A 26,036-nucleotide genomic window follows, 5' to 3' on the forward strand; every position below is an offset into this window, starting at 1 on the left:
AAGTCCGGCAGGAAACTCAGACGTTGAAGCTTTCGCCGCAACCGCAAGCGTCCTTGACGTTGGGGTTGTTGAACTTGAAGCCTTCGTTCAGGCCTTCGCGTACGAAATCCAGTTCGGTGCCGTCGATGTAAGGCAGGCTCTTCGGGTCCACGAGAACCTTAACGCCGTGGCTTTCGAAGATGAGGTCATCGGTAGCCTGCTCATCGGCATACTCGAGCTTGTAGGCCATGCCGGAGCAACCGGAAGTCTTGACGCCCAGGCGGATGCCCACGCCCTTGCCACGTTTCGTCATGAAATTGGCGACGTGGCGCGCCGCCGATGCGGACAAGGTGACGGCCATGATCAGGCTCCGTGCTTCTTCTTGTAATCCTCGACCGCCGCCTTGATGGCGTCTTCGGCCAGGATCGAACAGTGGATCTTCACCGGCGGCAGTGCCAGCTCCTCGGCGATCGCGGTGTTCTTGATGTTCATCGCTTCGTCCAGCGTCTTGCCCTTGACCCATTCGGTCACCAGCGAGCTGGAGGCAATGGCCGAGCCGCAGCCATAGGTCTTGAACTTGGCGTCCTGGATGACCCCGGTGGAAGGATCCACCTTGATCTGCAGCTTCATCACGTCACCGCAGGCCGGCGCGCCGACCATGCCGGTACCGACCTCGCCGTCTTCCTTGGCGAAGGAGCCGACGTTGCGGGGGTTTTCGTAGTGGTCGAGGACCTTTTCGCTATATGCCATTTCAGTACTCCGATACTTTCTGGTGTGCGGCGCTCAGTGAGCGGCCCATTGCACGGTGTTCAGGTCGACGCCTTCCTTCACCATCTCCCACAGCGGAGACAGCTCGCGCAACTTGCCGATCTTGTTGTGCAGCAACTCGATCGTGTAGTTCACCTCTTCCTCGGTCGTGAAGCGGCCGATGGAGAAGCGGATGGAGCTATGCGCCAGTTCGTCGTTGCGGCCCAGCGCGCGCAGGACGTAGGACGGCTCCAGCGATGCCGAGGTGCAGGCGGAGCCCGAAGACACCGCGACGTCCTTGATCGCCATGATCAGCGACTCGCCTTCCACGTACGCAAAGCTGATGTTCAGGTTGTGCGGCACGCGGGCTTCCATGTCGCCATTGACGAACACCTCTTCCATCGTCGTCAGGCCGGCCAGCAGCTTGTCGCGCAGCGCACGCACGTGTTCGCGCTCGGCGCCCATTTCCAGCTTCGCCAAGCGGAAGGCCTCACCCATGCCGACGATCTGGTGCGTCGCCAGCGTGCCGGAACGCATGCCACGCTCGTGGCCACCGCCGTGCATCTGCGCCTCCAGGCGCACCCGCGGCTTGCGGCGCACATACAGCGCGCCGATGCCTTTCGGGCCGTAGGTCTTGTGCGCCGAGAAGGACATCAGATCCACCTTCAGCGCGTTCAGGTCGATGTCGACCTTGCCGGTCGCCTGTGCCGCATCGACGTGGAAGATGATGCCGCGCGAACGGCAGATCTCACCCAGTTCCGCGATCGGCTGGATGACGCCGACCTCGTTGTTCACGAACATCACCGACACGACGGTGGTGTCCGGACGCAGCGCGGCCTTGAAGGCTTCCAGATCGATCAGGCCATTTTCCTGGACGTCCAGGTAAGTCACTTCGAAACCCGTGCGTTCCAGTTCGCGCATGGTGTCGAGCACGGCCTTGTGCTCGGTCTTCAGCGTGATCAGGTGCTTGCCCTTGCTGGCGTAGAAGTGCGCGGCACCCTTGATGGCGAGGTTGTTCGACTCGGTTGCGCCGGAAGTCCACACGATCTCCTTCGGGTCGGCGCCGACCAGCGCGGCCACGTTCTCGCGGGCGGTCTCGACCGCTTCCTCAGCCGTCCAGCCGTAGGCGTGCGAGCGGCTCGCCGGGTTGCCGAAGTTCTCGGTCAGCCAGGGAATCATCGCCTGTGCCACACGCGGATCCACCGGTGTGGTGGCCGAATAATCGAGATAGATGGGGAACTTCATCACTACCACTCCCTGTTGTACTTATCTGGTCAGACTGCCACTGCAGCCATGCGTTTCAATTCAATCAGCATCGCACCGATAGTCTCGGCGAATCGGTCGACATCCTCGGACGTGGTGCGCGGACCCATGCTGACGCGCACCGCCGTGCGCGCCACATCCGGCTCCACGCCCATCGCGAGCAAGGTGCGGGACGGTTCGGGATTCGCGCTTGAACAGGCGGCGCCACTGGCAATCGCAAAACCGGCGCGGTCCATCTTCGCGACCAGCGTTTCGCCGTCGATGTTGTCGAAACCGAAGTAACTCGTGTTCGGCAGGCGCGGCTCGACGCCACCGAAAGGACGGGCGCCCAGGCCCAGCAAACGCTCTTCCAGCCGGTCGCGCGCGACACGCATCTGCGCGGCACGCGCATCCAGTTCCTGCACAGCCAGCTCGCATGCGCGACCGAAGCCGGCAATCGCGGCGACGTTCTCGGTACCGGAGCGCAGGCCACGCTCATGGCCACCACCCGCAATCTGCGCAGCCATGTCGACGCGCTTGGCCACCACCAGCGCACCTGCGCCGATCGGACCGCCGATCTTGTGCGACGACACGGTCATGGCCTGCACGCCAAGTGTGCGGAAATCCAGTGCGATCTTGCCCAGCGCCTGCACGGCATCCGTATGCAACCAGCCGCCAGCCTGACGGACCGGTTCGACCAATGCCATCACGTTCGACAGGGCACCGGTCTCGTTGTTGGCCAGCATGGCCGACACCAGGCGCGGGCGGTGCTGGGCGATCAACGTGGCGGACGCCGTCGTGTTCAGGTGGCCGGTCGCCATCACCGGCAGTTCGAGCATGCGCCAGCCCTGCCCGACCAGTTGGCGGGCCGGCTCGCGCACGCAGGGGTGCTCACTGGCGCCGATGGCGACCACGCCTCCGCGCTGGCTGCCGGCCGCGCCCTTCACGAAAAGGTTGTTCGCCTCCGAGCCACCGCTGGTGAAAATAACCTCGCTAGGGTGCGCACCTACGGCATCGGCAACCTGTGCTCGCGCCGTATCGATCGCGGCCCGCGCGTGGCGGCCGTACTCGTGGCGGCTCGACGCATTGCCGAACCGGTCGCGCAGGAATGGCTCCATCACCGCGAACACGCGCTCGTCGAGCGGCGTGGTGGCGTTGTGATCGAGGTAGACCGGCGCAAACATGATGCTCACTCGGCCAGGATGGAAGCGGACTTGGTGGCCGTGCGCAGCCGCTCGTCTCGGATGACCGTCACGCAGGGAACCGCTTCGCGGCCACGCTGTTGTTCGACCAGTGCGGCCAGCGTGACCGACTCCAGATAGTCGTACATCGTGCGGTTGAGGTTGGTCCACAGTTCGTGCGTCATGCAGCGGCGGTCGTCATGGCAGTTCTCGCGGCCTCCGCATTGCGTGGCATCGAGCGGCTCGTCCACCGCGATGATGATGTCCGCCACCGAAATGCCGGCCATGTCGCGCGCCAGCGTGTATCCACCACCCGGCCCGCGCACGCTGGCCACCAGTTCGTGGCGGCGCAGCTTGCCGAAAAGCTGTTCCAGGTAAGACAGGGAAATGCTCTGCCGCTCGCTGATGCCTGCCAGCGTGACTGGCCCGTCTCCCTGCCGCAAGGCGAGGTCGATCATGGCAGTGACAGCGAAACGTCCTTTGGTGGTAAGCCGCATGGGGTGGGCCTCAGAGGGCTGGCAACGAATTCCCGATGAATTTAGTCAAGATTAAAATACCCGACAGTTTCAGTCAAGATTTCAATCGACAATCTTGCTCAGGTAATCGTGGTCGAATTGCCGCTGGCTATCGACCTCGCCCTCGGCACACAGGCCGGCAGCTTTCAGGCGGTCAACGAGCGCATCGATGCGTCGATCCTGCTCGGTTGCGTGATCCAGCAAGGCATGCAGGGCTTTGGACAGCGGATCGTCCATGTTGCGGGTGACGCCGTAGGCAGAAAACGGCGAATCCGGTGCGGCCGCACCCGCTTCGATGATCCGTGCCGGATTGCCGACGGCCGTCGCGCCCGGGGGCACCGGTTTCACGACGACCGCGTTGGAGCCGATCTTTGCCCCGGCGCCGACAGTGAAGCCTCCCAGCACCTTCGCACCGGCGCCCACCACGACGCCGTGCTCCAGTGTCGGATGACGTTTCTGGCCGCGATACAGGGACGTACCGCCGAGCGTGACGCCCTGGTAGATGGTGCAGTCGTCGCCGATTTCAGCAGTCTCACCGATGACGACGCCATGGCCGTGGTCGATGAACACACGGCGGCCGATGACCGCCCCCGGATGGATCTCGATACCGGTCAACCAGCGGGAAAAGTGGGAGATGAAGCGGGCCAGCCAGCGCCATTCGCGCAGCCACAGAGCATGAGCGAGGCGGTAGAACAACAGGGCGTGGATACCCGGGTAACAGGTCACCACCTCCAGCTTCGACCTTGCGGCCGGGTCGCGTTGCAGAACGCTGGCGACGTCTTCGCGGAGATGGGCAAACATGATCTGTTTCTAGTACGGGAAGCCCCGGATTCTAGATTGCCCGACTAAATCGATCAACTTTTCGGCTTGCGCCAGGGCGCCTCGAACGCACCCAGCATGCCACGCAGGATGTTGACCTCGTCCTTCTCCAGCCGCACGCGGCCGAACAGGCGACGCAGCCGCGGTAGCAAGCGTTTGGGGTTGTCCGGATTGAAGAATCCACTGGTGGTCATGGCGCGTTCGAAATGGCCGAACATCTGCTCCACTTCATCCACCGTCGCCAGCTCGCCCTCAAGGTAAGGCGCCTCACCGGTATCGACGATCGCCATGCGCAACTCGTAGCTCAGCAGTTGCACGGCGGCCGCGAGATTGAGCGAAGCGTATTCCGGGTTCGCCGGAATCATCACCGGCAACTGGCACTGCGCCAGTTCTTCGTTGGACAGGCCATAGGTCTCGTTGCCGAAGACCAGCGCCACCTCTGCCTGCTGCGCCGCGGATGCGAGGGTTCGGGCGGCATCCCGCGACCACTGCATGGGCAGCGCCAGTTCGCGACGACGGGACGTCGTGGCCGCAGCAATCGTTACACCGACCAGTGCATCAGCAAGTGATTCGCAGAGCGTGGCATTCGCGAGTACATCGGTGGCGCCTGATGCGAGCGCCTCGGCTTCCGGATGAGGAAACGCACGCGGCTGCACGAGATAGAGGCGCGACAGACCCATGGTCTTCATCGCGCGCGCCGCAGAACCGATGTTGCCGGGGTGGCTGGGCCGCGTCAGCACAACGCGCACGCGGGACAGCACGGCGCTCGCAGACAACAGCGCCTCGGGAGATTGATGGTCCACGTTGTATAATCGAGAGTTTTACGCGCCCGGAACACTGACGTCCGCGGCGCTCACGACGAGATTCGCATTCATGCATCCCACGCTCAATATCGCCGTCAAGGCCGCACGCCGCGCGGGCACCATCATCAACCGCGCCGCGCTGGACATCGACCTGCTGGAAGTACGCGCGAAGCAGCAGAACGATTTCGTGACCGAGGTCGACCGCGCTGCGGAAGAAGCGATCATCGAAGTCATCCGTGAAGCTTACCCCGACCATGCGATCCTCGCGGAGGAATCGGGCGAAGACGGCCAGAGCGAGTTCCAGTGGATCATCGATCCGCTCGACGGCACGACCAACTTCATCCATGGCATGCCGCAGTACGCGGTCTCCATCGCGCTGGCCCAGAAAGGCGTGCTGCAACAGGCCGTCATCTACGACACCAGCCGCAACGAGCTGTTCACCGCCACGCGCGGTCGCGGCGCTTTCCTGAATGATCGCCGCATCCGCGTTTCCAAGCGTGCGCGCATGAACGAGGCCCTGCTCGGCACCGGCTTCCCGTTCAAGCAGCTGCAGCACGTGGATGCCTATCTCGGCATGTTCCGCGAACTGACCGAGAAGACCGCCGGCCTGCGCCGTCCGGGCGCAGCCTCGCTGGATCTGGCGTACGTCGCCTGCGGCCGCTTCGACGGTTTCTTCGAAATCGGCCTGTCGCCCTGGGACATGGCGGCCGGCGCGTTGCTGATCAGCGAAGCGGGCGGGCTCGTCAGCGACTTTGGTGGCGAAGCCGACTACCTGAAGACGGGCAATCTGGTGGCAGGCTCGCCCAAGATCTTTGCGCCGCTGCTGCAGATCGTACAGGCGCACAAGGGCATCGACCTGGCGGCCTGAGCCGGAAGTACACAAGAAAAAAGGCAGCCCGCGGGCTGCCTTTTTTTCGTCGCTCACCTGGAACGGTCAGGGAACTGTCAGGACTTCCAGGCAGCGAGGAATTCCTTCCAGTGGGCAGCCTCATTGCGCGACAGCGTGTCACGTACCAACTCGATTTCCTGCGCATAGGTGTCCGCATCCAGTGCGCCACGCATCAGCTGGAAGCGCAGGAACACCAGGTAAGTGTTCACCACGTCCGTCTCGCAGTAATCACGGATCTCGGCGATTTTACCGTCCTGATAGGCGCCCCACACTGCGCTGCCATCCATGCCCAGCTTGCCGGGGAAGCCGCACAGCTTGGCGAGATCATCCAGCGGCGCGCTCGCACGCGGCTGGTACATCGCCAGCAGGTCCATCAGGTCCAGGTGCCGTGTGTGGTAGCGACTGATGTAGTTGTTCCACTTGAATTCACGGCTGTCCGCGTAATCACCATCGCCCATGTCCCAGTAGCGCGGCGCGACGATCGCGTGCTGCAGGCCCCGATAGTGCAGTACCGGCAGGTCGAAACCGCCACCGTTCCACGACACCACCTGCGGGGTGTACTTCTCGATGCCGTCGAAGAAGCGCTGGATGATGCCGGCCTCATCGGTATCCGGCTCCGACAACGAAAACACGCGGAAGCTGTTGCCGTCACGCAGCGCGCAACTGATGGTGACGATGCGCTGCAGGAAATGCGGCAGGAAGTCCGAGCCCGTAGCCGCGCGACGCTTCTGGAACATCCACTCCGCGACTTCGCTGTCGGCAAGATCGTCCGGCAGGTTCTCCAGCTTGCGGATGCCCGCAACGTCGGGAATCGACTCGATGTCGAAGACGAGCGTCGCAGCCATCAGGCAGGGAACACGCCGGTAGACAGGTAGCGGTCACCCCGGTCGCAGACGATGGACACGATGACTGCGTTGTCCACCTGCGCGGCGATGCGGAGCGCCACGGCCATCGCACCGCCGGACGAGATGCCAGCGAAGATGCCTTCTTCCCGCGCCAGACGACGCGTGATTTCTTCCGCCTCAGCCTGATTGACGTTCTCCACCTGGTCGACGCGGCTGCGGTCGAAGATCGAAGGCAGGTAAGCCTCCGGCCATTTGCGGATGCCGGGAATCTGCGAGCCGTCTTCCGGCTGGCAACCGACAATGCGGATCGCCGGATTCACTTCCTTCAAGTAGCGGGAGCAACCCATGATGGTGCCGGTGGTGCCCATGCTGCTGACGAAGTGGGTGATGCGGCCATCGGTCTGGCGCCAGATCTCCGGGCCAGTACCTTCGTAGTGCGCCTGCGGATTGTCCGGGTTGGCGAACTGGTCGAGGATGATGCCCTTCCCTTCATTGCGCATGCGCTCGGCAACATCGCGCGCCAGTTCCATGCCGCCTTCGCGCGGCGTCAATACCAGCTCCGCGCCAAAGGCACGCATGGTCTGGCGACGCTCGACGCTCTGGTTCTCCGGCATCACGAGGATCATCTTGTAGCCGCCCATTGCAGCGGCCATGGCCAGGGCAATACCGGTATTGCCGCTGGTGGCTTCGATGAGCGTGTCGCCCGGCTTGATGTCGCCGCGTTTCTCGGCGCGCTGGATCATCGACAACGCGGGACGATCCTTCACCGACCCCGCCGGGTTGTTGCCTTCCAGCTTGGCAAGGATGACGTTGTTACGTGCGGTAATCGCGTCGCCGGGCAGGCGCTTCAGGCGCACCAGCGGCGTATTGCCGACGTAGTCTTCAAGAGTGGGGAACTGCCGTTGAGTGGACATGGGCCGTGTTGTTATGGGGGGTAAACACGGCGAATGATACTGCAGTGGGCTGGACCGTCCTCAGGAACGCAGGCGCTCGGCGGCCGCGGCGAGTCGGTCCGACTCCTTGCGCAGCTCGACGAGCTGCCCCTGCAGGGCGCCGAGCTGGTCACCCAGCATACCCATCATCTTGCGCACCGCCTGCATGGGCGTTCCGGCTTCGAGGCGGGTGGCGTCGATGAGGTGTTGCAGATTGCGCAGGCCATCGCGATGCTGGGCCGGCACGGACGCGATGAAAGCGTCGATCATCTGCGTGCGTTCCGCGAAGAACGCCGCCGGATCGCGCCTGGCGAGCGCGCTCCAGTAGTCGAAATCGAAGTTCTCATGCGAGGGATGGGTCACCGCCGCTCCAATGAAAATGCCGCCAGTGACCCCATCCTACGCCGGGGTACTGGCGGCATTCAAGCCGACGATAGCTTTCTAGGCGGTATTAAGTCTCAGCCCTTGCGCAGCGCAGCAATCAGGCTGCCTGGGCGATCCGGTCTTCCAGCAGCAAGGCCGAACGCGTCGCCACCTTCTGGTCGCCCATCGCTGCCAGCAGTTCCTTCATGTCCAGGATCAGCACGATCTGGCCATTGGACAGCGTGGTCACGCCGGCCACGCCCTTGGGACGGAAGTCGTCCAGCGACTTGATCACCGCGTCCTCGCGGCCGGCGAAACTGTCGATGGCCAGCACGAAGCTCTGTTCCGCCGTCTGCATCAGCACGCCGTACTCCGGCACCTGGTTCTGCGGCCAGCCCAGCAGGCTTGCCAGCGAGACGATCGGCAGGACTTCGCCACGCACCACCAGGGTGGCACGGCCGCCCAGTTCCTGCACCTCGTTCGGGACGATGGGCAGGATCTCGCGGACCATGGACAGCGGCACCGCGAACGGCTGGTCTTCCAGGCACACCAGCAGCACCGGCAGGATCGCCAGGGTCAGCGGCAGCGAGATGATGAAGGTGGTGCCCTTGCCCAGTTCCGACTTGATGTCGATGGTGCCGTTGAGCTTCTGGATGTTGGTACGCACCACATCCATGCCCACGCCGCGGCCCGACACGTCGGAGACCTGCGCCGCGGTCGAGAAACCCGGCAGGAAGATGAGGTTGAAGCTCTGGCGCTCATCCATGGTGTTGGCTTCCTCATCCGAGATGAGGCCCTTCTCCACGGCGCGTGCGCGCAGCTTCTCGGCATTCATGCCGCGGCCGTCTTCGGCCACGAGGATGAGGATGTGGTCGCCTTCCTGGCGCGCCTCCAGGCGCACGAAGGACTTGTCCGGCTTGCCGGCGGCCAGGCGCTCATGCGGCAGTTCGACGCCGTGATCCACCGCGTTGCGGATCAAGTGGATGATCGGATCGGACAGATCCTCGATCATCGTCTTGTCGATTTCGGTGTCCTCGCCTTCCAGCACCAGCTCCACGTCCTTGCCCAGCGAACGGGCCAGGTCGCGCGCGATACGTGGGTACTTCTGGAACAGGCGGCCGATGGGCTGCATGCGCGTCTTCATGACGGCGTTCTGCAGGTCCGAGACCAGCAGGTCGAGCTGGCTGACCGCTACGTCCAGCGCATGCAGCGTGTCGGTGTCGTTCTTGCCGTTCAGGATGTCGCTGCGCAGCGCGTTCAGGCGGTTCTTGGTCAGGCCGATTTCGCCCGACAGGTTGAGCACCTGGTCCAGGCGCGAGGTATCGACCCGGATCGAGTTGTCGCGTTGGCGTTCCTCGGTACGGCGACCGGTCGGGCCGCTGTAGCCGGGTTTGTCGGCCGCACGGCGACCGATCGCAGCCTGGATGATCTCCTGGGCCTTGGCGTCTTCCAGATGCACTTCGGGCTCACCCGGCGGCACCGACACCACGGCACCCGGCTGGACGCCGGTCACCGCGAAGTAGTAGGCGTTCCAGTCGATGCCATCCGCACCAATGCTGGCAGCCGCCGCAATGGGCTGCGGCGCGGGCGCAACCGCCGCGACCGGCTTCCCGGCAACGGGCGCAGGCGCTGCCGCGGGCACCGCGCCGGCCTTGAGTTCGCCGGCCAGCGCCAGCTTGAGCTGGGCAATGATCTGGTGATCAGCCGGCGACGGCTGGATGCCGCGCTCCAGGTGACCGAACATGTCGCGCACCGCGCCGGTGGCGGCGAGGATGACGTCCATCGCCTCCGGCGTGATCGACAGCTCACCGTTGCGCAGCTTGTCGAACAGGTTCTCAGTGAGGTGACACAGCGTGACCAGTTCGGTCGCGTTGAGGAAGCCGGCTCCACCCTTGATGGTGTGGAAGCCCCGGAAAATATCGTTGAGCAAGCCCTTGTCATTCGGCGCCCGCTCCAGGTCGACGAGCTTGTTGTCCACACCTGACAACAGATCGCCGGCCTCGATCAGGAAATCCTGCAACAGGTCTTCCATGCCCCCAAAGTCACTCATCTCGTACTCCGCTCAGAACGCGCTCAGATTTGCTCGGTTGGCTCAGAAGCCCAGGCTTTCGAGCAGGTCGTCCACCTGCTCCTGGTTGGTCACCACGTCGTCGCGACCCGCCGCATTGACCACCGGACCGTTCAGCAGACCTTCGTCCGCCGCCAGGTTCAGCTTGCCTTCCGGTGCCGACTGGATCAGCACGCCGAGCAGTTCGGTCTCCAGCGTCTGGGCCATGTCGACCACGCGCTTGATCACTTGCCCGGTCAGATCCTGGAAGTCCTGCGCCATCATGATTTCCAGCAGCTGCGCATTGACGACCTTGCTGTCTTCCTTCACCTGGTTCATGAAGGCTCGCGTGTCGCCAGCCAGTTGCTTGAATTCATCGACCGACAGTTCGCGGCCATACAGCTTGTCCCAGCGTGAGGACAAGGCACTGGCGTCTTCTTCCACGCGATCCTGGATCGGCTTGGCCACGTCGGTCGCGTTCAACACGCGGCTGGCCGCCTGCTCGGTCATCTGCGAGATGTAGGTCAGGCGCTGGCGGGCATCCGGCAGCTTCTGCGCGGTCTCTTCCAGCTTCTTGTCGTAGCCGAGTTCGCACAGCGTGTCGTGCAGCAAGCGGGTCAGGTTGCCCAGCTTGTTGAACACCGACTCCTGACGCTCTTCCGCGGTCTGCGGAATGTGAACCACGATGGGTTCGGGCGTGCGGGCCGCCGCAGGGGCCGCGCCGCCGGAAGCCACCGTGTCGAACAGGGCTTCGAGCTCGGGCGAATCGCCGATCTCCCCTGCCGCCGTGGCAGTAACGGCCGCCGCCGGTGCCGCAGGGCTGGTACCGGCGGATACGGAATCGAAAAGGTTCTGCAGGTCGTCCGAATCCCCCGACTCCTCGGAGTCGGTGCCGGCTACGACTTCCAGCTTGGGCTTGCCTGCTTCACCAGCAATGTTGTCGAACAGTGCCTGCAGTTCGGCGTTGTCGCCGGACTCGTCTGCTTTTTGCCGCTTGGCCATGTTGTGGACTCCTTGTCGGCGCAGATCAGGCAGCTGCCTTCATTTTTTCGAAGATCTTGCCGAGCTTCTCGGACAAGGTCGCGGCGGTGAAGGGCTTCACGATGTAGCCGCTGGCGCCTGCCTGCGCGGCCTCGATGATGTTTTCCTTCTTCGCCTCGGCGGTGATCATCAGCACCGGCAGGTGCTGGAGCTGCGCATTGGCGCGAATGGCGCGCAGCAGCTCGATGCCAGTCATGTTCGGCATGTTCCAGTCCGTCACGACGAAATCGAAGCCGCCCGCGGTCAGCTTCTGCATCGCTGCGACACCGTCCTCCGCCTCGTCGACGTTGGTGTATCCGAGTTCCTTCAGCAGGTTGCGGACAATCCGGCGCATGGTCGAAAAATCGTCAACAACCAGGAATTTCATTTTGGGATCCGACATGGTTTTCTCCGGCTCTGTCCTTGCTTACTTTGCTTTCATGAGATACGGGCGCAACGTATCGGCGAGAATTTCCGCATCGAACTTCGCGACATAGGCATCCACGCCCACCGATTTGCCCATCGAGCGATTCGCCTCCGATGACAGGGACGAATGCATCACGACGGGAATTCCGTCGAAACGGCTGTCACTCTTGATATGGCGAGTGAGTACGTAGCCGTCCATTTCCGGCATCTCGGCATCGACCAGGATCAGGTCGAGTTCTTCGGCGAGACGCCGCTTCTGTTGTTGTGCGTGCGTGGCCAGGCCTTCCAGGCGGGTCCAGGCTTCCATGCCGTTCAGGGCATGCTTGTGGCGGATGCCGAGCTTGTCGAGCACTTCCGCAATCTTGCGGCGGGCGACGCTGGAGTCATCCACGAAGAAGATGTTGCGCTCGCCGTCCTGGTCGATCGCTTCGATGCTGCCGATCGCCGGCTCACCGAAGGTCTGCGCCATGATGGTCTCGACGTCCAGGATCGACACCAGCTTGCCGTCCGGCAGGTCGGTGATGGCGGTAATGAAGTTCTGCGCCGCCATGTTCTCGGGCTGGCGGACCTTGCTCCACTCCACGCGGATGATGCGATCGACGTCATTCACCAGGAAGCCCAGCGTGCGCTTGCTGTACTCGGTCACCATCATCGAACCACCCAGCGGGGCGCCCGGCTTCGCCAAGCCGATGACCTTGGCCAGCGACAGCACCGGGATGACGTTGCCGCGCAGGGAAATCAGCCCCTCCACGCCATGCGGCATGTTCGGCGACTTGGTGATGAAGGGCGTCTTGGAGACTTCGCGCACCTTGAACACGTTGATGCCGAAAATCTCGCTGGTACCGAGGCTGAACAGCAGGATCTCCATGCGATTGGAGCCCGCCAGCCGGGTACGGCCGTCTATCGATTCAAGCAGGTTGGAGTTTTGCGTATCCATGTTTCTCGATCGCCTGGGTTGATGCTCGGCGCGGCGCTCAGGCCGCAACCAGTTGTTCCGGCGCCAGCATGGCGCGGATCGCGTCCGACAGCTTGTGCGGCTCGAACTTCGGCACGTAGCCATCCACGCCCACCGACTTGCCCAGCGTCTGGTTGGACATGGACGACAACGACGAGTGCATCAGCACCGGCACGCCGTCGAAGCGCGGGTCGGACTTGATCTTGCGGGTGAGGATGTAGCCATCCATCTCGGGCATCTCGACATCGGTGAGGATCAGGTGCACCAGCTCCCACACCTTGCGACCGGTCATCTCGGCATGGGTGGCGATCTTGTCGAGCTCTTCCCAGGCGATACGCCCGTTGATCGCGCCGCTGTGGCGCAGGCCCAGCACGTTGAGCGTGCGTTCGATCTGCTTGCGGGCGACCGATGAGTCGTCCGCGTAGAAAACCATCATGTCGCGACCGATCGGCTTGATGTCGCGGAACATGAATTCGTCGTCGTACTTGGTGGTCTCGGAGAGCACCTTCTCGACGTCCAGCATCATGATGAGTCGACTGTCTTCCAGCTCGCTCACCGCGGTGACCATACCGCCCAGGCGATTGGTCAGCATGTCTGGCGGCACGCGCATGTTCGACCAGTCCAGGCGCAGGATGGTATCCACCGCCTCGACCAGGAAACCCTGGGTATGACCGTTGTACTCGGTGACGATCATGATCTCGCGCTTGCCTTCGCGGTCGATGCCGCAGTACTTGGCAAGGTCGACCACCGGCACCAACTGGCCGCGCAGCGACACCATGCCCTCGACGCCAGCCTGCATGTCCGGCGCGGCGGTGATCGCGGGCGTGCGCATCACCTCACGCACCTTGAACACATTGATGCCGAAACTCTCGCGGCGACCGGTACGTGCGTCGACGCCCAGTGAGAAAAGCAGGATCTCCAGCTTGTTGGTTCCCGCCAACCGGGTTCGCGCATCAACCGCCTTGAGCAATTCGGACATTTGGGTGCTCCGTTGTTTCGTTTTTGCACCTGCTCTGCGCAGGTGCCCCACTGCTACAGGGTTTACGACGCCTTTCAGGCAAACTTAAGTCGTAAAGCTGCGCTGCGTCATCCCTGAAACCCAGCCGGAGAGCCGCATCCAGCAGCTTTTGCACGCATGAACGGGGGCCGACACATCGTGCAACACTTCACCCCGCTTTTTCGCCGGCTTGACGGCACCGGAACCGGCTCGCCATCAATGCCGGCTTCCTGCCAGACAAGCTGCTCTCAGCCCGGATATCGGTCCGGGCGACCAGCTACTTTAGGGCGCGGGCCCCGTCATGCATGAGGGGAAATACCCAGCAGGCCGTCGGGCAGGAGGATGGAGACCATGTGGATACCGCGTCGATGCCGCGCGGGATATCCAGCGGAACACTTGGGGAACGGCGACGACGGCCGGGAAGGGGCCGCCGGAAAAGCAGAAGGCCGGGACAAGCCCGGCCTTCGCATGTTGCGCAGCACGTCCGCGATCAGTTGATCGTGAACAGCTTGGAGAAGTTGGCGATGTCCAGAACCTGACGGACATTGCCCTTGACGCCAGTGAGATGGACTTCGCGGCTGGCAGCCTTGGCCTTGTCGCGCAGCATCAGCAGCATGCCGAGCGCTGAACTGTCGAGGTAGGAAACACTGGCCAGATCGACGCTGACTGAACGGCCCGGCGATTGGGACAGCAGCTTTTCGACGGCCTCGCGGAATTCACGATGCGCCTTGAAATCGAAGCGGCCCGACAGGTGCAAGGTTGCCTGCCCATCGTTGACCGTCACGTTTGCTTCCATAGGTGCGACTCCAGTGTTCTTGTAGCTATTATGCGATTCTATCGTCAGATGGCGCCAACTCTTGAGTTGCGCCCTGCCCGAGCCAGCATTTTACATGTTGCTCCCGCGCCCTTCCCCCTTGAGGCGGGCAAGCAGACGGGTGGGGATATCCCGCAGGGCGGCGACCTCCTGCGCTGCACCAATCAATGCCGCCTCCCGCGGCATGCCCCAGACTACACAGCTTTCCTCGTCCTGCGCAATGTTCCATGCCCCGGCCTGACGCATGGCGAGCATACCGCGAGCGCCGTCCTTTCCCATGCCAGTAAGGATTACCCCCAAGGCCTGGCTGCCACTCCAGCGCGCAGCAGATTCGAAGAGCACGTCCACCGAGGGACGGTGACGGTTGACCGGTTCGTCGCGCGACAACTCGCATACCGCCCCGGCCGCTGTGCGGCGCAGGCGCAAGTGGGAATGCCCGGGCGCGAGGTAGGCGGTGCCAGGCTGGATGCGCTCACCGTCCTCCGCCTCCTTCACGCGGATCCTGCACAGACTGTCGAGCCGGCGTGCGAACGAGCCGGTGAACATTTCCGGCATGTGCTGCACGATGAGGATCGGCGGCATGCTGGCCGGTAGCTGGGTCAGGACTTCCTTGATCGCTTCTGTGCCGCCGGTCGAGGCGCCTATATATATATATTTCTCGGCCAGGGTCCGTGCGTCCAGTTGAGGCAGGTTTGACGGTGGCGGGTTTGCCGCGCCCGCCTTTGCTGCACCCCCGCTTGCAACATGGGCAGTCCCGTTCCGGTTCGGCATGGGGTCGGCCCTGGGCATGACCCGTGGCCGGGACAAGCGGGCGGCGCGGATCTTGTCGCAGATCTCGTCCGCGTAGCGCTGCATGCCGGCCACCGGTTCGACGCGTGGCTTGGAAATGACGTCCACCGCCCCGAGCTCCAGCGCGCGAAGGCTGGTCTCGGAGCCCTTGTCGGTCAGCGCGGAGATCATGATCACCGGCATCGGCCGCAGCCGCATCAGGCGATCCAGGAATTCCAGCCCGTCCATGCCGGGCATCTCGACGTCCAGGGTCAGCACGTCGGGCGACAGTTGCTTGATGGCTTCGCGGGCGGCCTGCGCGCTACCCGCGGTGCCGACGACCTCGAGGTCGGGCGCTGCGTTGATCAGTTCACAGAGGATGCTGCGCATCAGCGCCGAGTCATCTACAACCAGCACCCGGGTCTTCATCGGTCGTCCTCAGAACAGTTCCACTATGCCGGCCACCGGCTGGTCGTTCAGGCGCTGCGCGTACTCGCGCTCACGCTCGACGACGGTGCCGTTCTTCAGTTCGATCAGCCGCTTGACCATGACCCGCCCGGTCGCCGGAAAGAAATACACCTTGCGCGGATAGATGTCGCCGAGATCCTCGGCGAGCAGGGGGATCTTCTCCGTTCGCAGATAGTCCAGCACGAACTCGGCATTGCGCTCGCCGACCTGCGAGCCCGCCAACTTCGCCATGACGCGACCACCGCCGAAGACCTTGGCCTCCAGGTGCTCACGCTGCGCCCCCAGCTTCAACAGGTGGTTGATCAGGATCTCCATGGCAAACACGCCATAGCGCGCCGAGCCGGACAGGGGCCGCGCATCGCAACCGATGGTGCCGTCAGGCAGCATGAAGTGGTTGAGCCCGCCCACGCCCAGTACGCGGTCGCGCACGCAGGCGGACACGCAGGACCCCAGGACGGTGACGATCGCCATCCGCTCGCCGGTCACGTAGTACTCGCCCGGCAGCACCTTGACCGCCTCGCAGCCGAAGCCGCGGTCGAAATAGCGGTTGCCGGCGAGCTGGTCGCGCAAACTGGCGCTGTAGTCAGGCGCAGCCCTCGGGGACGCTGCAACGGCCACGGCCTGTGTCGCGCTACTTCCTGGCGGCGGCGTCCGCGCGTGCATAGACGGTTCTTCCCATCGAGCGGAACAGGTTGGCAGCGTGGATGAAGTTCTCGGAGTGCCCCGCGAACAGCAGGCCTTCCGGACGCAGCAGCGGTACGAACTTTTCGAGGATCTGGTACTGCGTCGGCTTGTCGAAATAGATCATCACGTTGCGGCAGAAGATCGCATCGAACGGCCCCTGCACCGGGTAGCTCTTGTCCAGCAGATTGATCTGCCGGAAATTCACCAGGCGCTGCAACTCGGGGCGTACGCGGACGAAGCCGTCCTGCTCACCGGTACCGCGCAGGAAATAACGCTGCAGCCGGTCCTGCTCCAGGCGCTCGACGCGGTCCATGCCATATACCGCGCGCTGGCCGTGAGCCAGCACGTTGGTGTCCAGGTCGGACGCGGTGATCTGCACCGGGGGCGTAAGGCCGCCGAAGGCCTCGCAGGCAGTGATCGCCAGCGAGTACGGCTCCTCGCCCGTCGATGCCGCGCAGCACCAGATCTTGATGGGTCGCTTCTCGGCGATGCCACGCAGATGGGTATTGAGGATGTCGAAGTGATGCGCTTCGCGGAAGAACGAAGTGAGGTTGGTGGTCAGCGCATTGACGAAAGCTTCGCGCTCCGCCGGATCACCGCCCTTCTCCAGCGCATCGAGGTACTCCGAGAAAGTCTTCATGCCCTTGCTGCGCAGGCGCCGCGCCAGGCGGCTGTACACCATGTCCTGCTTGACCGGTGACAGGGAAATGCCGGCCTGCTTGTGGATGAGGGCGCGCACGCGCTCGAAGTCCGCCGGGGTGAAGGCGAACTCGCGAGTGCCCGTGTCGATCTTGCGGAGCGACTCCATCGCCCCCTGCTGGGCCCGTTTCAACTCCTCGGGACTCAAGCGCGGACGTTCGGGGCGAGGCGGTTGCGTCGCCGTGTCTCTGGAAGCGCCACCCACACTCGCCACCCCGCCAGTACGGGTTGGAAGGCCGCCCAAAGAACCCACCGGTTTATCCAAAGCCATGCCCTGCCCACTCCTCGCTCAATACATCCGTTTCAGTTTCTAGAACTCTGACCAGCCGTCTTCATCGGCCTCGGCCTTTTCTTTGCGCATCGGCGCGGCCGCGCGGACCGGCGCCCGCGGCGCGGCCTCGCGGCGAGCAGCTGGCCGGCTGCCGGTGCGCGGCTTCAGCTCGCGCACCTCGGCGCCCTGTGCCGACTGTTCCAGCCGGAACACCGCCACGGTGGTCGCCAGTGCCTGCGACTGCTCGCTGAGGCTGCCCGCCGAGGCGGCGGCCTGCTCGACCAGCGCTGCGTTCTGCTGGGTCACGCCTTCCATCTGGCTGACCGCCTGCGTCACCTGCTCGATGCCTGCTGCTTGTTCACGGCTCGCCTGGGCAATTTCTGAAACCAGGGACGACAGCGACTGGAAGCGCTCGACCAGGCCGCCGATGGTGCCGCCGGCTTCCTGCACCAGCGCCACGCCGTCATCGACGCGGGTCACGCTCTCGGCGATCAGGGTCTTGATCTCGCGGGCGGCCTGGGCGCTGCGCTGCGCCAGGCTGCGCACCTCGGTGGCTACCACGGCGAAGCCGCGGCCCTGCTCACCGGCACGCGCGGCTTCCACCGCCGCGTTCAGGGCCAGGATGTTGGTCTGGAACGCAATCGAATCGATGACGCCGATGATGTCGGCGATCTTCTTGCTGGATTGCTGGATGGACTGGATCGTCTCCACCACCTGCCGCACCATCTCGCCACCCTGCTGGGCCACCGCGTTGGAGCTGGTGGCCAGTTGCTGCGCCTCGCTGGCGTTGGTGGCGTTCTGCCGCACGGTGGCATTCAGTTCCTCCATGCTGGACGCGGTTTCCTCCAGGCTGCTGGCTTGCGCCTCGGTACGGGACGACAGGTCGGCGTTGCCGGAGGCGATCTCGCCGGACGCCGTGCCCACCGCCGCCACGGCTTCCTGGATGCTGGAGACGACCTCGCGCAGACGCGCCACGGTGGCGTTGGTGTCCTGCTTGATCTGGCCCAGCGTGCCGCCGTACTCCGCGGTGATCTGCCTGGTGAGGTCGCCCTGCGCAATCGCGTTGAGCACACGCCCCAGGTCCTCCAGGCTCGCGGCGACACTTTCCACCAGGCGGTTCATGCCTTCCGCCAGTTGCAGGAAGAAGCCGCTGCGACCTTCCACCGACAGGCGCTGGCTGAAATCGCCATCGGCCGCGGCGGCGATCAGGCCGGCGATCTCCCGCTCGGCCGCCACCTCGGCGGTGCGGTCCACCCACTCGACCGCGGTGCCGATGCGTTCCTGCTTGTCGGTGAAGGCCGGTGTCACCGTCAGCGAGAAGGTGCGCCCACCCATGACGATCTGCGCCTTGTGGGTCGCCTTCAGGTCCGCCAGCATGCGACGCTGGTGCGCGGGGTTCTTGTGGAACACGTCGATGTTGGCGCCCTGCAGCGTCGCCACCGAGAAGTTGGGCAGGTCCCGGCGGATGTCCGACTCCGCCTCGCTGAACATTTGGTGGATCGCACGGTTCATGTAGATGACGTTCAGGTCGCGGTCGGCGATCATCACGTTGGTGGCCACGTTGTCCAGGCCGATCTTGATGCGCTGCGTCTCCTCGGCCTGACGGTCGGCCTCGGCCACGTCGAAGCCCAGCTTGATCTGCATGGACTCCAGCGCGCGCAGCACGTCGCCCACCTCGTCGCCACGGTTGATCTGCACCTTGCCGTCATAGTTGCCTTGCGCGATGTTGCGGAAGATGGTGATCGCTTTCTTCAGTGGCGGCACGAAGCGGCGTGCGAACAGCAAGGTCAGCCCCACGGCCAGCGCGATCGCGACCAGCCCGCCGAGCAACAGACCGTTACGCGTGCCGGCCAGGCCGTCGGAGATGCCGATCGCGTGGGCGTTCGCCGCCACCCGCTCACCGTCCATCAAGCGTCCCATAGCGACATCGAAAGCCCCCGCCGCAGGCACGATGCTGCCCTGCCACAGGCGCTGCGCATCGTCGAAGCGGCCCGCCTCCAGCGCATCGCGCCCCTGCTTCAGCAGGTTGCGCAATTGCTGGCGCCGCTGTTCATACGCGGCCTGCACGGACTGCAACTCCGCGGGGACGCCATCGGGGCGCTTCAGGTATTCGCCCCAGCGCGTGTCCGCCGTGGCGATGGCACGGTCGAACGCCGCGAGGTGTTCACCGACCGGATGAGCGTGCGCAGCGGATTGCTGGCGCGGCGAATGCTGCAGGCCCTGCACGATCTCGTCGCGCGCATGGATCAGCTCGCCGTGCGCCGCCACGGCATGCACCATCGGCACGAAGTGCTGCGGCACGAAGGCGCCGCCGGCGTCGCCAAGCTGGCTCACCTGGCGGATGGACAGACCCGCGACGACCAGCGCGACCGCCGCCAGCAGGCCGAAGCCGATGCCGAACTGGGCACGCAGCCCCAGGCGGCTGGCTTGCTTCTGCCACCAGTGGCGTCGCGCATTCACCACCGCCCCCTGCGCCACCGCCACGCCCTTGGCCTGGCCTTCGCGGATCTCGCGATAGATCCGCTCGCCGTACTCCACCTGCTCGCGCGTCGCGGTGCGGCGTACCGACATGTAGCCAGTGACCACGCCACCTTCCCAGATCGGCGTGGCATGGGCCTCCACCCAGTAGTGGTCACCATTCTTGCAACGGTTCTTGACCAGGCCGATCCAGGGCTTGCCGTCCTTCAAGGTGTTCCACAAGTCCTCGAACGCCGCTGGCGGCATGTCGGGGTGGCGCACGATGTTGTGCGGCTGGCCGATCAGTTCGGGCTCGGTGAAGCCGCTCACGTCGATGAAGTCGCGGTTCACATACGTGATGCGTCCCTTCGTATCGGTCTTGGAGACGATCATCGTGTCCGCGGTGAGCGGATACTCGCGTTGGGTCACGGGCAGATTGGTACGCATGCGGGCCTCCCGGCTTCTCTATGACTGCTGGCGATGACTGCTTGGTTTGCGGACGCTGTTCAGTAACTGTCCGGTAGCTGCGAAACAGTGGTTGCCCGGCCATCCCGCTGGATGCCGGGCGGGTTGTCTAGTGAACCGACTGGTCTATCAGGCACATCTCGGCGGAACTCATCATCCGGGCGATGTCCAGCACGATCAGCATGCGGGACTCCAGCGAGGCCAGGCCGGCGATGTACTCCGCGCCGACCGACGAAGAGAACTCCGGCACCGGGCGCACCTCCCCGTCCGGCAAGGTCAGCACGTCGGACACGCCATCGACCACCATGCCCACTACGCGGGTCCCCACGTTGAGGATGATCACCACCGTGAAGGGCGTGTACTCCACCTTGCCGACGCCGAACTTGATGCGCAGGTCGACGATGGGCACGATGGTGCCGCGCAGGTTGATGACACCCTTGATGAACTCCGGCGCGTTGGCGATGCGCGTCACCGCGTCGTAGCCCCGGATCTCCTGGACCTTCAGGATGTCGATGGCGTACTCCTCGTCACCGAGCGAGAAGGTCAGGTAGTCGCTGCCACCCGCGCTGTCGCCCGCGCTCTTGCCATGAGTCGTGTCCTGTAGCTGAAGCATTCCGCCTCCCTCCTGTCCCGTTCGTTCAGGCGGCCACCGGCAGGCTTCGCCGTACCAGGCCCACCATCGCCGCGGCATCCACGATCAACGCCACCCGGCCGTCGCCCATGATGGTGGCGCCGGCCACCCCGAGGACGCGGTGGTAGTTCGCCTCCAGGCTCTTGATCACCACCTGGTGCTGGCCGATGAGCGCGTCGACGAACAGCGCAGCCTTGGTGCCGTCGCTCTCCAGCACCACCATGATTCCCTCGCTGAGCGCCGGCCCGTCGCCGGGCACCCGGAACTGCTCGCGCAGTCCGATGACGGGCAGGTACTCGCCGCGCACCTGGATCAGGCACTCGCGGCCCGACACGCTCTTGATCATCGCCGGCGTCGCCTGCAGCGACTCCACGACGTAGTCCAGCGGGATGATGTAGGTCTCGTTGCCCACCGCCACCGACATGCCGTCGAGGATGGCCAGCGTGAGGGGCAGCCGCACGGTGACGCGGGTGCCCACACCGGCCACCGAGTCCAGCTCCACACGGCCGTTCATGGCGGCGATGTTGCGCTTCACCACATCCATGCCGACCCCGCGCCCCGACACATCGGTCACCGCGGCGGCCGTCGAGAAGCCGGGCTCGAAGATGAGCATCCAGACGTCCTGGTCGCTCATGTTGTCGTGCACCGGCAGGCCGCGTTCGCGCGCCTTGGCGAGGATGCGTTCGCGGTGCAGGCCACCGCCGTCGTCGGACACCTCGATGACGATGTTGCCGCTCTGGTGATAGGCCCGCAGCATCAGCGTGCCCATCTCCGTCTTCTGAGCGGCAGCGCGCGCCTGTGGCGACTCGATGCCGTGGTCCAGGCTGTTGCGCACGAGGTGCGTCAGCGGGTCGGTGATGCGCTCGATCAGCGTCTTGTCCAGCTCGGTATGCTCGCCGGTCATGATGAGCTGCACCTTCTTGCCGAGCTTCTGCGACAGGTCGCGCACCAGCCGCGGGAAGCGCGAGAAGACGGTGGAGATCGGCAGCATCCGTACCGACATCACCGACTCCTGCAGGTCGCGCGTGTTGCGCGCAAGCTGGCCGATGCCGCTGAGCAGACGCTCATGAAGCTGCGGGTCCACATCGGCCGCGGCCTGCGCCAGCATGGCCTGGGTGATGACCAGCTCGCCGACCAGGTTGATCATCTGGTCGACCTTCTCCACGCTGACGCGGATCGAGCTGTCGGCGGCCGCTTTCGCCGCGGCGGGCGCGCCCTTCTGCTCGGTCCTGGCCGTCGCGGCCTGCGGCGACTCGCTGCCAGCCCTTGCGACGACCGTCTCCGCCGCCGGGGCCGCCGAGGGCGCCTCCTGGGCTGGCAGGCTGCTCATATCGAAGAGGCCGAAGGAGCCATCGTCCGCCTCGAATCCTTGCGACGTAGCTGGCGCTGCCGCCGCAGCTGCCTCGCCATCGACGCTGGCATCCTCCGCCAGCGGCGCGAAGAACCCGAAAGCGCCATCGGGGTCGTCGTCACCCGCCGCTTCGACCGGCGCAGGTGCCGCCTCCACCGCAGAGGTCGCCACCGCCGAGACACTGACGCTGCCGCTGTCCGCCACGTAGTCCAGGATGCCGGCCAGTTCCTCGGCGCTGGACGTCCCCTGCACGAGGACGCTCAGCGTCCCCTCGGCATCCAGCACGAACTCGTCCACGCTGCCGACCGCCAGCAGTTCCTGGCGCAGGTTCTCGGCCAGTCGCGCAGCGTCGCTGCCGCTCAGGTGAGCGTGAAGGCGATAGGCAAGCAGCGCGCCGGGCGCCTCGCCCCCCTCGGTGGCAGCCGCCGCGCCCTGCGCCGCGGCCAGCATGACCAGGCGCGCGCGGATCTGCTCGGCTGCGTCATGGTCGGCCTCGCCCTGCCCCTGGTGGGCCGCCAGCAGGTTCTTCAGGACGTCACCGGCGACCAGCGAGGCGTCGACGATGTCCTCGGTCAGTGCCCGCTCGCCCTTGCGCACGAGGTCAAGCAGGGTTTCCAGGTCGTGGGTGACTTCGGCCAGGTCATTGAACCCGAAGGTGCCGGCCGAGCCCTTGATGGAGTGGGCCGCACGGAAGATCGCGTTGAGCGCTTCGGCGTCCGGCGCCGAGAGATCGATCTCCAGCAGCAGGGCTTCCATGCTGCCCAGGTGCTCCTGCGCCTCCTCGAAGAAGGTGGCGTGGAAGCGGCTCATGTCGATGGACATTGGCTCGCCTCCCGGGGATCAGCCGATGACTTTCTTGACGACTTCGATCAGTTTCTGCGGATCGAAGGGCTTGACCAGCCAGCCGGTTGCGCCGGCATTGCGTCCCTGCGTCTTCATGATGTCGGACGACTCGGTGGTCAGCATCAGGATCGGCGTGCTCTTGTACTGCGGCAGGCCGCGCAGCGTCTTGATCAGCGATATGCCGTCCAGTCGCGGCATGTTCTGGTCGGTCAGCACCAGGTCCACCGGGCGACCCTTGGCCTTCTCGACGCCGTCCATGCCGTCCACGGCCTCGACCACGTCGTAGCCGGCCCCCTTGAGGGTGAAGGACACCATCTGGCGGATGGAGGCGGAGTCATCGACAGTCAGTACGGTCTTCGCCATCACGGCTCTCCTAGAAAAGTTCGACGTCGCCGCGTGCCATCGCGGTCTGCAATACGGGAGTCGCTGTCTCGCGGGCCGACAGGCGCGACAGCGATTGCGCGAGCTGCGCCAGTTCCAGCTGGAGGTTTTCCGTGTCCGCTGCCGTGGCTCCGTCGAGCTGTACGGCCAGGCGCTGCATGTCCTGCAGGGCGCCATCCAGCAGCACGACGCGCTTGTCCATGTGGGTCAGCAGTTGCGACACCATGTCCTGGAACTGCAGGGCGGTGACCGCACGGCCAACCTCGCCATCGAGCGCGGTGGCGGCCTCGCCCATCCGTTCCAGGGCGGCGCTGCGCTGCTGATGGATGTGGTCGATCTCGCCGAGCACGCTTTCCACCCGGGTCTTGGCGTCGACGGCGAAGCTCATGTCTTGCGAAGCCATCCGCCGGATGGCGATCTCGGTCTCGCCGACCACGGCACGCATCTGCGCCATGACATTCGAGATCTGCTGCGAGAACTGGGTGGTGCGGTTGGAGAGCTCGCGCACCTCGTCGGCCACCACCGCAAACCCCCGCCCGGCCTCGCCGGCACGCGCCGCCTCGATGGCCGCATTGAGGGCCAGCAGGTTGGTCTGCTTGGAAATGGCACCGATCTCGCCGAGGATCGATTCCACCTCGCGGGCACGCTCCGCGATGTTGTCGGTCAGGCTGACGAGGCTCTGCCCCAGGCGACTGTTCTCGATGACGCTGTCGACGATGCGCTGCATCGCCTCCGATGTATTCGCCATGAATACATCGATCTGCACGGTCGCCCCGTCGCCCTGGCCGCTCGCCATGTCGACCGCCAGGCGTTGCTGGGCGCGGGTCTGTTCGTTCATGCCGCCGAAGCTCGTCGTGAGTTGCGTGATGGCCTGTGCCAGCAGGGTCTGGACCCGAACCGTGTCTTCGCGATTGGCGCTGAGCAACTGACCGAATTCACGTGCGCAATGGCTCAGCAACTCGGCAAGACCTGTCTGCAAACCTGGCTCCCCGGACGCTATGGCAGCGGTACCGGAAGTCGCCACTCCGTGCGGGCCGCGCAGTGCCAGCCATGCCCAGGGGGCCGCAGCCAGGAGTGCGATCAGCCAGGTGCCGAACAACGAGGACCGCACGCCGCCCGCTCCGCCATAGGCCAGCAACGCAAGAGGTAGCAGCAGGCTCCAGCCTGCTGCCAGGATCAGAACTGTCCTTCCCGCAACCCGTGTCTGCATTGCCCTGCCCCTTGCCTGTGCAGCCTTGCGGCCTGATGCAATAGGAATATCGTCGGTCGCATTTGTTCCAACTTGAACGCGTGAATAAATGTCCACGCTCGGTGTCATCCGGAAACCCGCATGGGATATGGCGGCGCAAAAAAACCTGCCCAGAAGTGCGTATGACGAAAGGATTAGATGCGACAGAGGTGCCGCAGGAGTGGTCAGACCGCCGGCAGGACTACCGGCGCGCTGCGGGGTCCGGAAATCCCTGGCGGGAGGGTGGTGTCAGCGCGGAACGGGGGACGCTTCGCGCAGCTCTTCCGCCTGGAGCGGCTGACTGCTGCCGACATCCAGCTCCTGCCCTTCATTCAGCAGGGTCTCTTCCGCTTTACGATTCAGCACGATGATGCTGATGCGGCGGTTGATGGCGCTGTATGGATCGTTGCGATCCAGCGGAATCGTGGACGCCAGGCCCACGACGCGCATCACCTTGTTGTCGCCGATGCCGCCGACCACCAGTTCGCGCCGACAGGCATTGGCACGGTTGGCGGACAGCTCCCAGTTGGTGAAGCCGCTGCCGTCGCCGGAATAGCGCGCGGCATCGGTATGCCCGGTGATGCTCAGACGGTTTTCCACCTGGTTCAGCACCGTGCCGATCGCGCGAAGGATCTCGCTGGTGTAGGGCTTGAGCGTCGCGCTGGCGGTGTCGAACATCGGCCGGTTCTGCTCGTCGACGATCTGCAGGCGCAGGCCGTCGGAGGTCAGGTCGATGAGCAGCTGGTTCTTGAACTGGCGCAGGTTGGGGTTGGCCTCGACGAGGGCTTCGATCTTGCCCTTCAGGTCCTGCAGCATCGCCCGTTCCTTCTGCCGTTCCTCCTCGGTCTGCTGGGGCGAGGTGTGCACCTTGGTGAGCTTGCGCGCTTCCTGGAAGGTGCTGTTGGCCACCTCACCCACGGAACGGGTCAAGTCCTTGCCGCCCCCCTCGACCGGGGACGTGGCCGAGCCCGAGCCCGGTCCGCCTTCCAGCGAGAGCTTCAGCGGGTTCTGGAAGTAATCCTGGATGCCTTTCAGGTCGCCCTTGGTGGTCGACCCCAGCAGCCACATGAGCAGGAAGAAGGCCATCATCGCCGTCACGAAGTCGGCATAGGCGATCTTCCACGCACCACCGTGGGCGCCACCGCCGCCCTTCTTGATGCGCTTGACTACGATTGGCTGTTGGGAATCGTCACTCATTGCTCACTCATGACTGCTC

26 protein-coding genes are annotated in these 26,036 nt (G+C 64.6%); 1 reads left to right on the top strand and 25 read right to left on the bottom strand.

The features are described from left to right. Positions 1–16: 16 nt before the first annotated feature. From iscA to VVD47_RS03120, 7 genes are all read right to left on the bottom strand, one after another. A complete protein-coding gene (iscA, locus tag VVD47_RS03090; protein ID WP_327601933.1) occupies positions 17–340 on the bottom strand; it encodes an iron-sulfur cluster assembly protein IscA in 324 nt (107 codons plus the stop codon). 2 nt (positions 341–342) lie between these two features. After that, on the bottom strand, positions 343–729 hold the full coding sequence (iscU, locus tag VVD47_RS03095; protein WP_327601934.1) for a Fe-S cluster assembly scaffold IscU: 387 nt from the start codon (positions 727–729) through the stop codon (positions 343–345). Between the two features lie 33 nt (positions 730–762). Next, the gene (locus VVD47_RS03100; RefSeq protein ID WP_443080926.1) at positions 763–1,974 is read right to left on the bottom strand and encodes an IscS subfamily cysteine desulfurase; all 1,212 of its coding nucleotides are present in this window, start codon (positions 1,972–1,974) and stop codon (positions 763–765) included. A gap of 26 nt (positions 1,975–2,000) precedes the next feature. Further along, positions 2,001–3,152, bottom strand: coding sequence for a cysteine desulfurase family protein (locus VVD47_RS03105; protein ID WP_327601936.1), 1,152 nt, complete (start codon positions 3,150–3,152; stop codon positions 2,001–2,003). Between the two features lie 5 nt (positions 3,153–3,157). Next, on the bottom strand, positions 3,158–3,646 hold the full coding sequence (gene iscR / locus VVD47_RS03110) for a Fe-S cluster assembly transcriptional regulator IscR (RefSeq protein ID WP_327601937.1): 489 nt from the start codon (positions 3,644–3,646) through the stop codon (positions 3,158–3,160). Between the two features lie 81 nt (positions 3,647–3,727). Continuing rightward, positions 3,728–4,465, bottom strand: coding sequence for a serine O-acetyltransferase (gene cysE / locus VVD47_RS03115; protein WP_327601938.1), 738 nt, complete (start codon positions 4,463–4,465; stop codon positions 3,728–3,730). A 53-nt stretch (positions 4,466–4,518) separates the two neighbouring features. Beyond that, complete coding sequence (locus VVD47_RS03120; protein ID WP_443080956.1) at positions 4,519–5,259, bottom strand: RNA methyltransferase; 741 nt, start codon at positions 5,257–5,259, stop codon at positions 4,519–4,521. Positions 5,260–5,356: 97 nt separating this feature from the next. Here VVD47_RS03120 and VVD47_RS03125 point away from each other — a divergent pair, with 97 nt between their 5' ends. Next, a complete protein-coding gene (locus tag VVD47_RS03125; protein WP_327601940.1) occupies positions 5,357–6,154 on the top strand; it encodes an inositol monophosphatase family protein in 798 nt (265 codons plus the stop codon). Between the two features lie 77 nt (positions 6,155–6,231). Here the strand turns inward: VVD47_RS03125 and VVD47_RS03130 are convergent, their stop codons facing one another. The 18 genes from VVD47_RS03130 to motB all read right to left on the bottom strand — a co-directional run bounded on the left by VVD47_RS03130 (position 6,232) and on the right by motB (position 26,017). Beyond that, entirely contained in the window at positions 6,232–7,020 is a 789-nt protein-coding gene (locus tag VVD47_RS03130; RefSeq protein WP_327601941.1) for a 3'-5' exonuclease, read from the bottom strand. Beyond that, positions 7,020–7,934, bottom strand: a complete 915-nt coding sequence (gene cysM / locus VVD47_RS03135; protein ID WP_327601942.1) for a cysteine synthase CysM — start codon at positions 7,932–7,934, stop codon at positions 7,020–7,022. The genes VVD47_RS03130 and cysM overlap by 1 nt, the downstream gene beginning before the upstream one ends. A gap of 60 nt (positions 7,935–7,994) precedes the next feature. Further along, complete coding sequence (locus tag VVD47_RS03140; protein ID WP_327601943.1) at positions 7,995–8,315, bottom strand: DUF3135 domain-containing protein; 321 nt, start codon at positions 8,313–8,315, stop codon at positions 7,995–7,997. A 118-nt stretch (positions 8,316–8,433) separates the two neighbouring features. Beyond that, entirely contained in the window at positions 8,434–10,365 is a 1,932-nt protein-coding gene (locus tag VVD47_RS03145) for a chemotaxis protein CheA (protein WP_327601944.1), read from the bottom strand. A 42-nt stretch (positions 10,366–10,407) separates the two neighbouring features. Then, entirely contained in the window at positions 10,408–11,364 is a 957-nt protein-coding gene (cheZ, locus tag VVD47_RS03150) for a protein phosphatase CheZ (RefSeq protein ID WP_327601945.1), read from the bottom strand. 25 nt (positions 11,365–11,389) lie between these two features. Next, a complete protein-coding gene (gene cheY / locus VVD47_RS03155) occupies positions 11,390–11,785 on the bottom strand; it encodes a chemotaxis response regulator CheY (protein WP_327601946.1) in 396 nt (131 codons plus the stop codon). 24 nt (positions 11,786–11,809) lie between these two features. Beyond that, positions 11,810–12,745, bottom strand: coding sequence for a chemotaxis protein (locus VVD47_RS03160; protein WP_327601947.1), 936 nt, complete (start codon positions 12,743–12,745; stop codon positions 11,810–11,812). 37 nt (positions 12,746–12,782) lie between these two features. Beyond that, the gene (locus tag VVD47_RS03165) at positions 12,783–13,742 is read right to left on the bottom strand and encodes a chemotaxis protein (protein WP_327601948.1); all 960 of its coding nucleotides are present in this window, start codon (positions 13,740–13,742) and stop codon (positions 12,783–12,785) included. 508 nt (positions 13,743–14,250) lie between these two features. After that, positions 14,251–14,556 (bottom strand): STAS domain-containing protein, encoded by a 306-nt coding sequence (locus VVD47_RS03170; protein WP_327601949.1) that lies wholly within the window; start codon positions 14,554–14,556, stop codon positions 14,251–14,253. Between the two features lie 90 nt (positions 14,557–14,646). Then, positions 14,647–15,771: a protein-glutamate methylesterase/protein-glutamine glutaminase gene (locus tag VVD47_RS03175; RefSeq protein ID WP_327601950.1), complete on the bottom strand. Its 1,125-nt coding sequence runs from the start codon at positions 15,769–15,771 to the stop codon at positions 14,647–14,649. Positions 15,772–15,780: 9 nt separating this feature from the next. Then, entirely contained in the window at positions 15,781–16,380 is a 600-nt protein-coding gene (gene cheD / locus VVD47_RS03180) for a chemoreceptor glutamine deamidase CheD (RefSeq protein ID WP_327601951.1), read from the bottom strand. Between the two features lie 61 nt (positions 16,381–16,441). Beyond that, the gene (locus VVD47_RS03185; RefSeq protein ID WP_327601952.1) at positions 16,442–17,302 is read right to left on the bottom strand and encodes a CheR family methyltransferase; all 861 of its coding nucleotides are present in this window, start codon (positions 17,300–17,302) and stop codon (positions 16,442–16,444) included. 201 nt (positions 17,303–17,503) lie between these two features. Beyond that, positions 17,504–20,368, bottom strand: coding sequence for a methyl-accepting chemotaxis protein (locus tag VVD47_RS03190; protein ID WP_327601953.1), 2,865 nt, complete (start codon positions 20,366–20,368; stop codon positions 17,504–17,506). Positions 20,369–20,495: 127 nt separating this feature from the next. Continuing rightward, entirely contained in the window at positions 20,496–20,999 is a 504-nt protein-coding gene (locus VVD47_RS03195; protein ID WP_327601954.1) for a chemotaxis protein CheW, read from the bottom strand. A gap of 25 nt (positions 21,000–21,024) precedes the next feature. Further along, positions 21,025–23,190: a chemotaxis protein CheW gene (locus VVD47_RS03200; RefSeq protein WP_327601955.1), complete on the bottom strand. Its 2,166-nt coding sequence runs from the start codon at positions 23,188–23,190 to the stop codon at positions 21,025–21,027. 18 nt (positions 23,191–23,208) lie between these two features. Beyond that, complete coding sequence (locus tag VVD47_RS03205; protein WP_327601956.1) at positions 23,209–23,574, bottom strand: response regulator; 366 nt, start codon at positions 23,572–23,574, stop codon at positions 23,209–23,211. A gap of 10 nt (positions 23,575–23,584) precedes the next feature. After that, positions 23,585–24,571: a methyl-accepting chemotaxis protein gene (locus VVD47_RS03210; protein WP_327601957.1), complete on the bottom strand. Its 987-nt coding sequence runs from the start codon at positions 24,569–24,571 to the stop codon at positions 23,585–23,587. Positions 24,572–25,069: 498 nt separating this feature from the next. Next, on the bottom strand, positions 25,070–26,017 hold the full coding sequence (gene motB / locus VVD47_RS03215; RefSeq protein ID WP_327601958.1) for a flagellar motor protein MotB: 948 nt from the start codon (positions 26,015–26,017) through the stop codon (positions 25,070–25,072). Between the last annotated feature and the right edge of the window lie 19 nt (positions 26,018–26,036).

This window comes from Uliginosibacterium sp. H1 (genome assembly GCF_036017065.1).
GTDB lineage: Bacteria > Pseudomonadota > Gammaproteobacteria > Burkholderiales > Rhodocyclaceae > Uliginosibacterium.

Coding starts and splice junctions, on each gene's coding strand:
- iscA (WP_327601933.1), bottom strand. CDS start 340: ATGGCCGTCACCTTGTCCGCATCGGCGGCGCGCCACGTCGCCAATTTC.
- iscU (WP_327601934.1), bottom strand. CDS start 729: ATGGCATATAGCGAAAAGGTCCTCGACCACTACGAAAACCCCCGCAAC.
- VVD47_RS03105 (WP_327601936.1), bottom strand. CDS start 3,152: ATGTTTGCGCCGGTCTACCTCGATCACAACGCCACCACGCCGCTCGAC.
- iscR (WP_327601937.1), bottom strand. CDS start 3,646: ATGCGGCTTACCACCAAAGGACGTTTCGCTGTCACTGCCATGATCGAC.
- cysE (WP_327601938.1), bottom strand. CDS start 4,465: ATGTTTGCCCATCTCCGCGAAGACGTCGCCAGCGTTCTGCAACGCGAC.
- VVD47_RS03125 (WP_327601940.1), top strand. CDS start 5,357: ATGCATCCCACGCTCAATATCGCCGTCAAGGCCGCACGCCGCGCGGGC.
- VVD47_RS03130 (WP_327601941.1), bottom strand. CDS start 7,020: ATGGCTGCGACGCTCGTCTTCGACATCGAGTCGATTCCCGACGTTGCG.
- cysM (WP_327601942.1), bottom strand. CDS start 7,934: ATGTCCACTCAACGGCAGTTCCCCACTCTTGAAGACTACGTCGGCAAT.
- VVD47_RS03145 (WP_327601944.1), bottom strand. CDS start 10,365: ATGAGTGACTTTGGGGGCATGGAAGACCTGTTGCAGGATTTCCTGATC.
- cheZ (WP_327601945.1), bottom strand. CDS start 11,364: ATGGCCAAGCGGCAAAAAGCAGACGAGTCCGGCGACAACGCCGAACTG.
- cheY (WP_327601946.1), bottom strand. CDS start 11,785: ATGTCGGATCCCAAAATGAAATTCCTGGTTGTTGACGATTTTTCGACC.
- VVD47_RS03160 (WP_327601947.1), bottom strand. CDS start 12,745: ATGGATACGCAAAACTCCAACCTGCTTGAATCGATAGACGGCCGTACC.
- VVD47_RS03165 (WP_327601948.1), bottom strand. CDS start 13,742: ATGTCCGAATTGCTCAAGGCGGTTGATGCGCGAACCCGGTTGGCGGGA.
- VVD47_RS03170 (WP_327601949.1), bottom strand. CDS start 14,556: ATGGAAGCAAACGTGACGGTCAACGATGGGCAGGCAACCTTGCACCTG.
- VVD47_RS03175 (WP_327601950.1), bottom strand. CDS start 15,771: ATGAAGACCCGGGTGCTGGTTGTAGATGACTCGGCGCTGATGCGCAGC.
- VVD47_RS03185 (WP_327601952.1), bottom strand. CDS start 17,302: ATGGAGTCGCTCCGCAAGATCGACACGGGCACTCGCGAGTTCGCCTTC.
- VVD47_RS03190 (WP_327601953.1), bottom strand. CDS start 20,368: ATGCGTACCAATCTGCCCGTGACCCAACGCGAGTATCCGCTCACCGCG.
- VVD47_RS03195 (WP_327601954.1), bottom strand. CDS start 20,999: ATGCTTCAGCTACAGGACACGACTCATGGCAAGAGCGCGGGCGACAGC.
- VVD47_RS03200 (WP_327601955.1), bottom strand. CDS start 23,190: ATGTCCATCGACATGAGCCGCTTCCACGCCACCTTCTTCGAGGAGGCG.
- VVD47_RS03205 (WP_327601956.1), bottom strand. CDS start 23,574: ATGGCGAAGACCGTACTGACTGTCGATGACTCCGCCTCCATCCGCCAG.
- motB (WP_327601958.1), bottom strand. CDS start 26,017: ATGAGTGACGATTCCCAACAGCCAATCGTAGTCAAGCGCATCAAGAAG.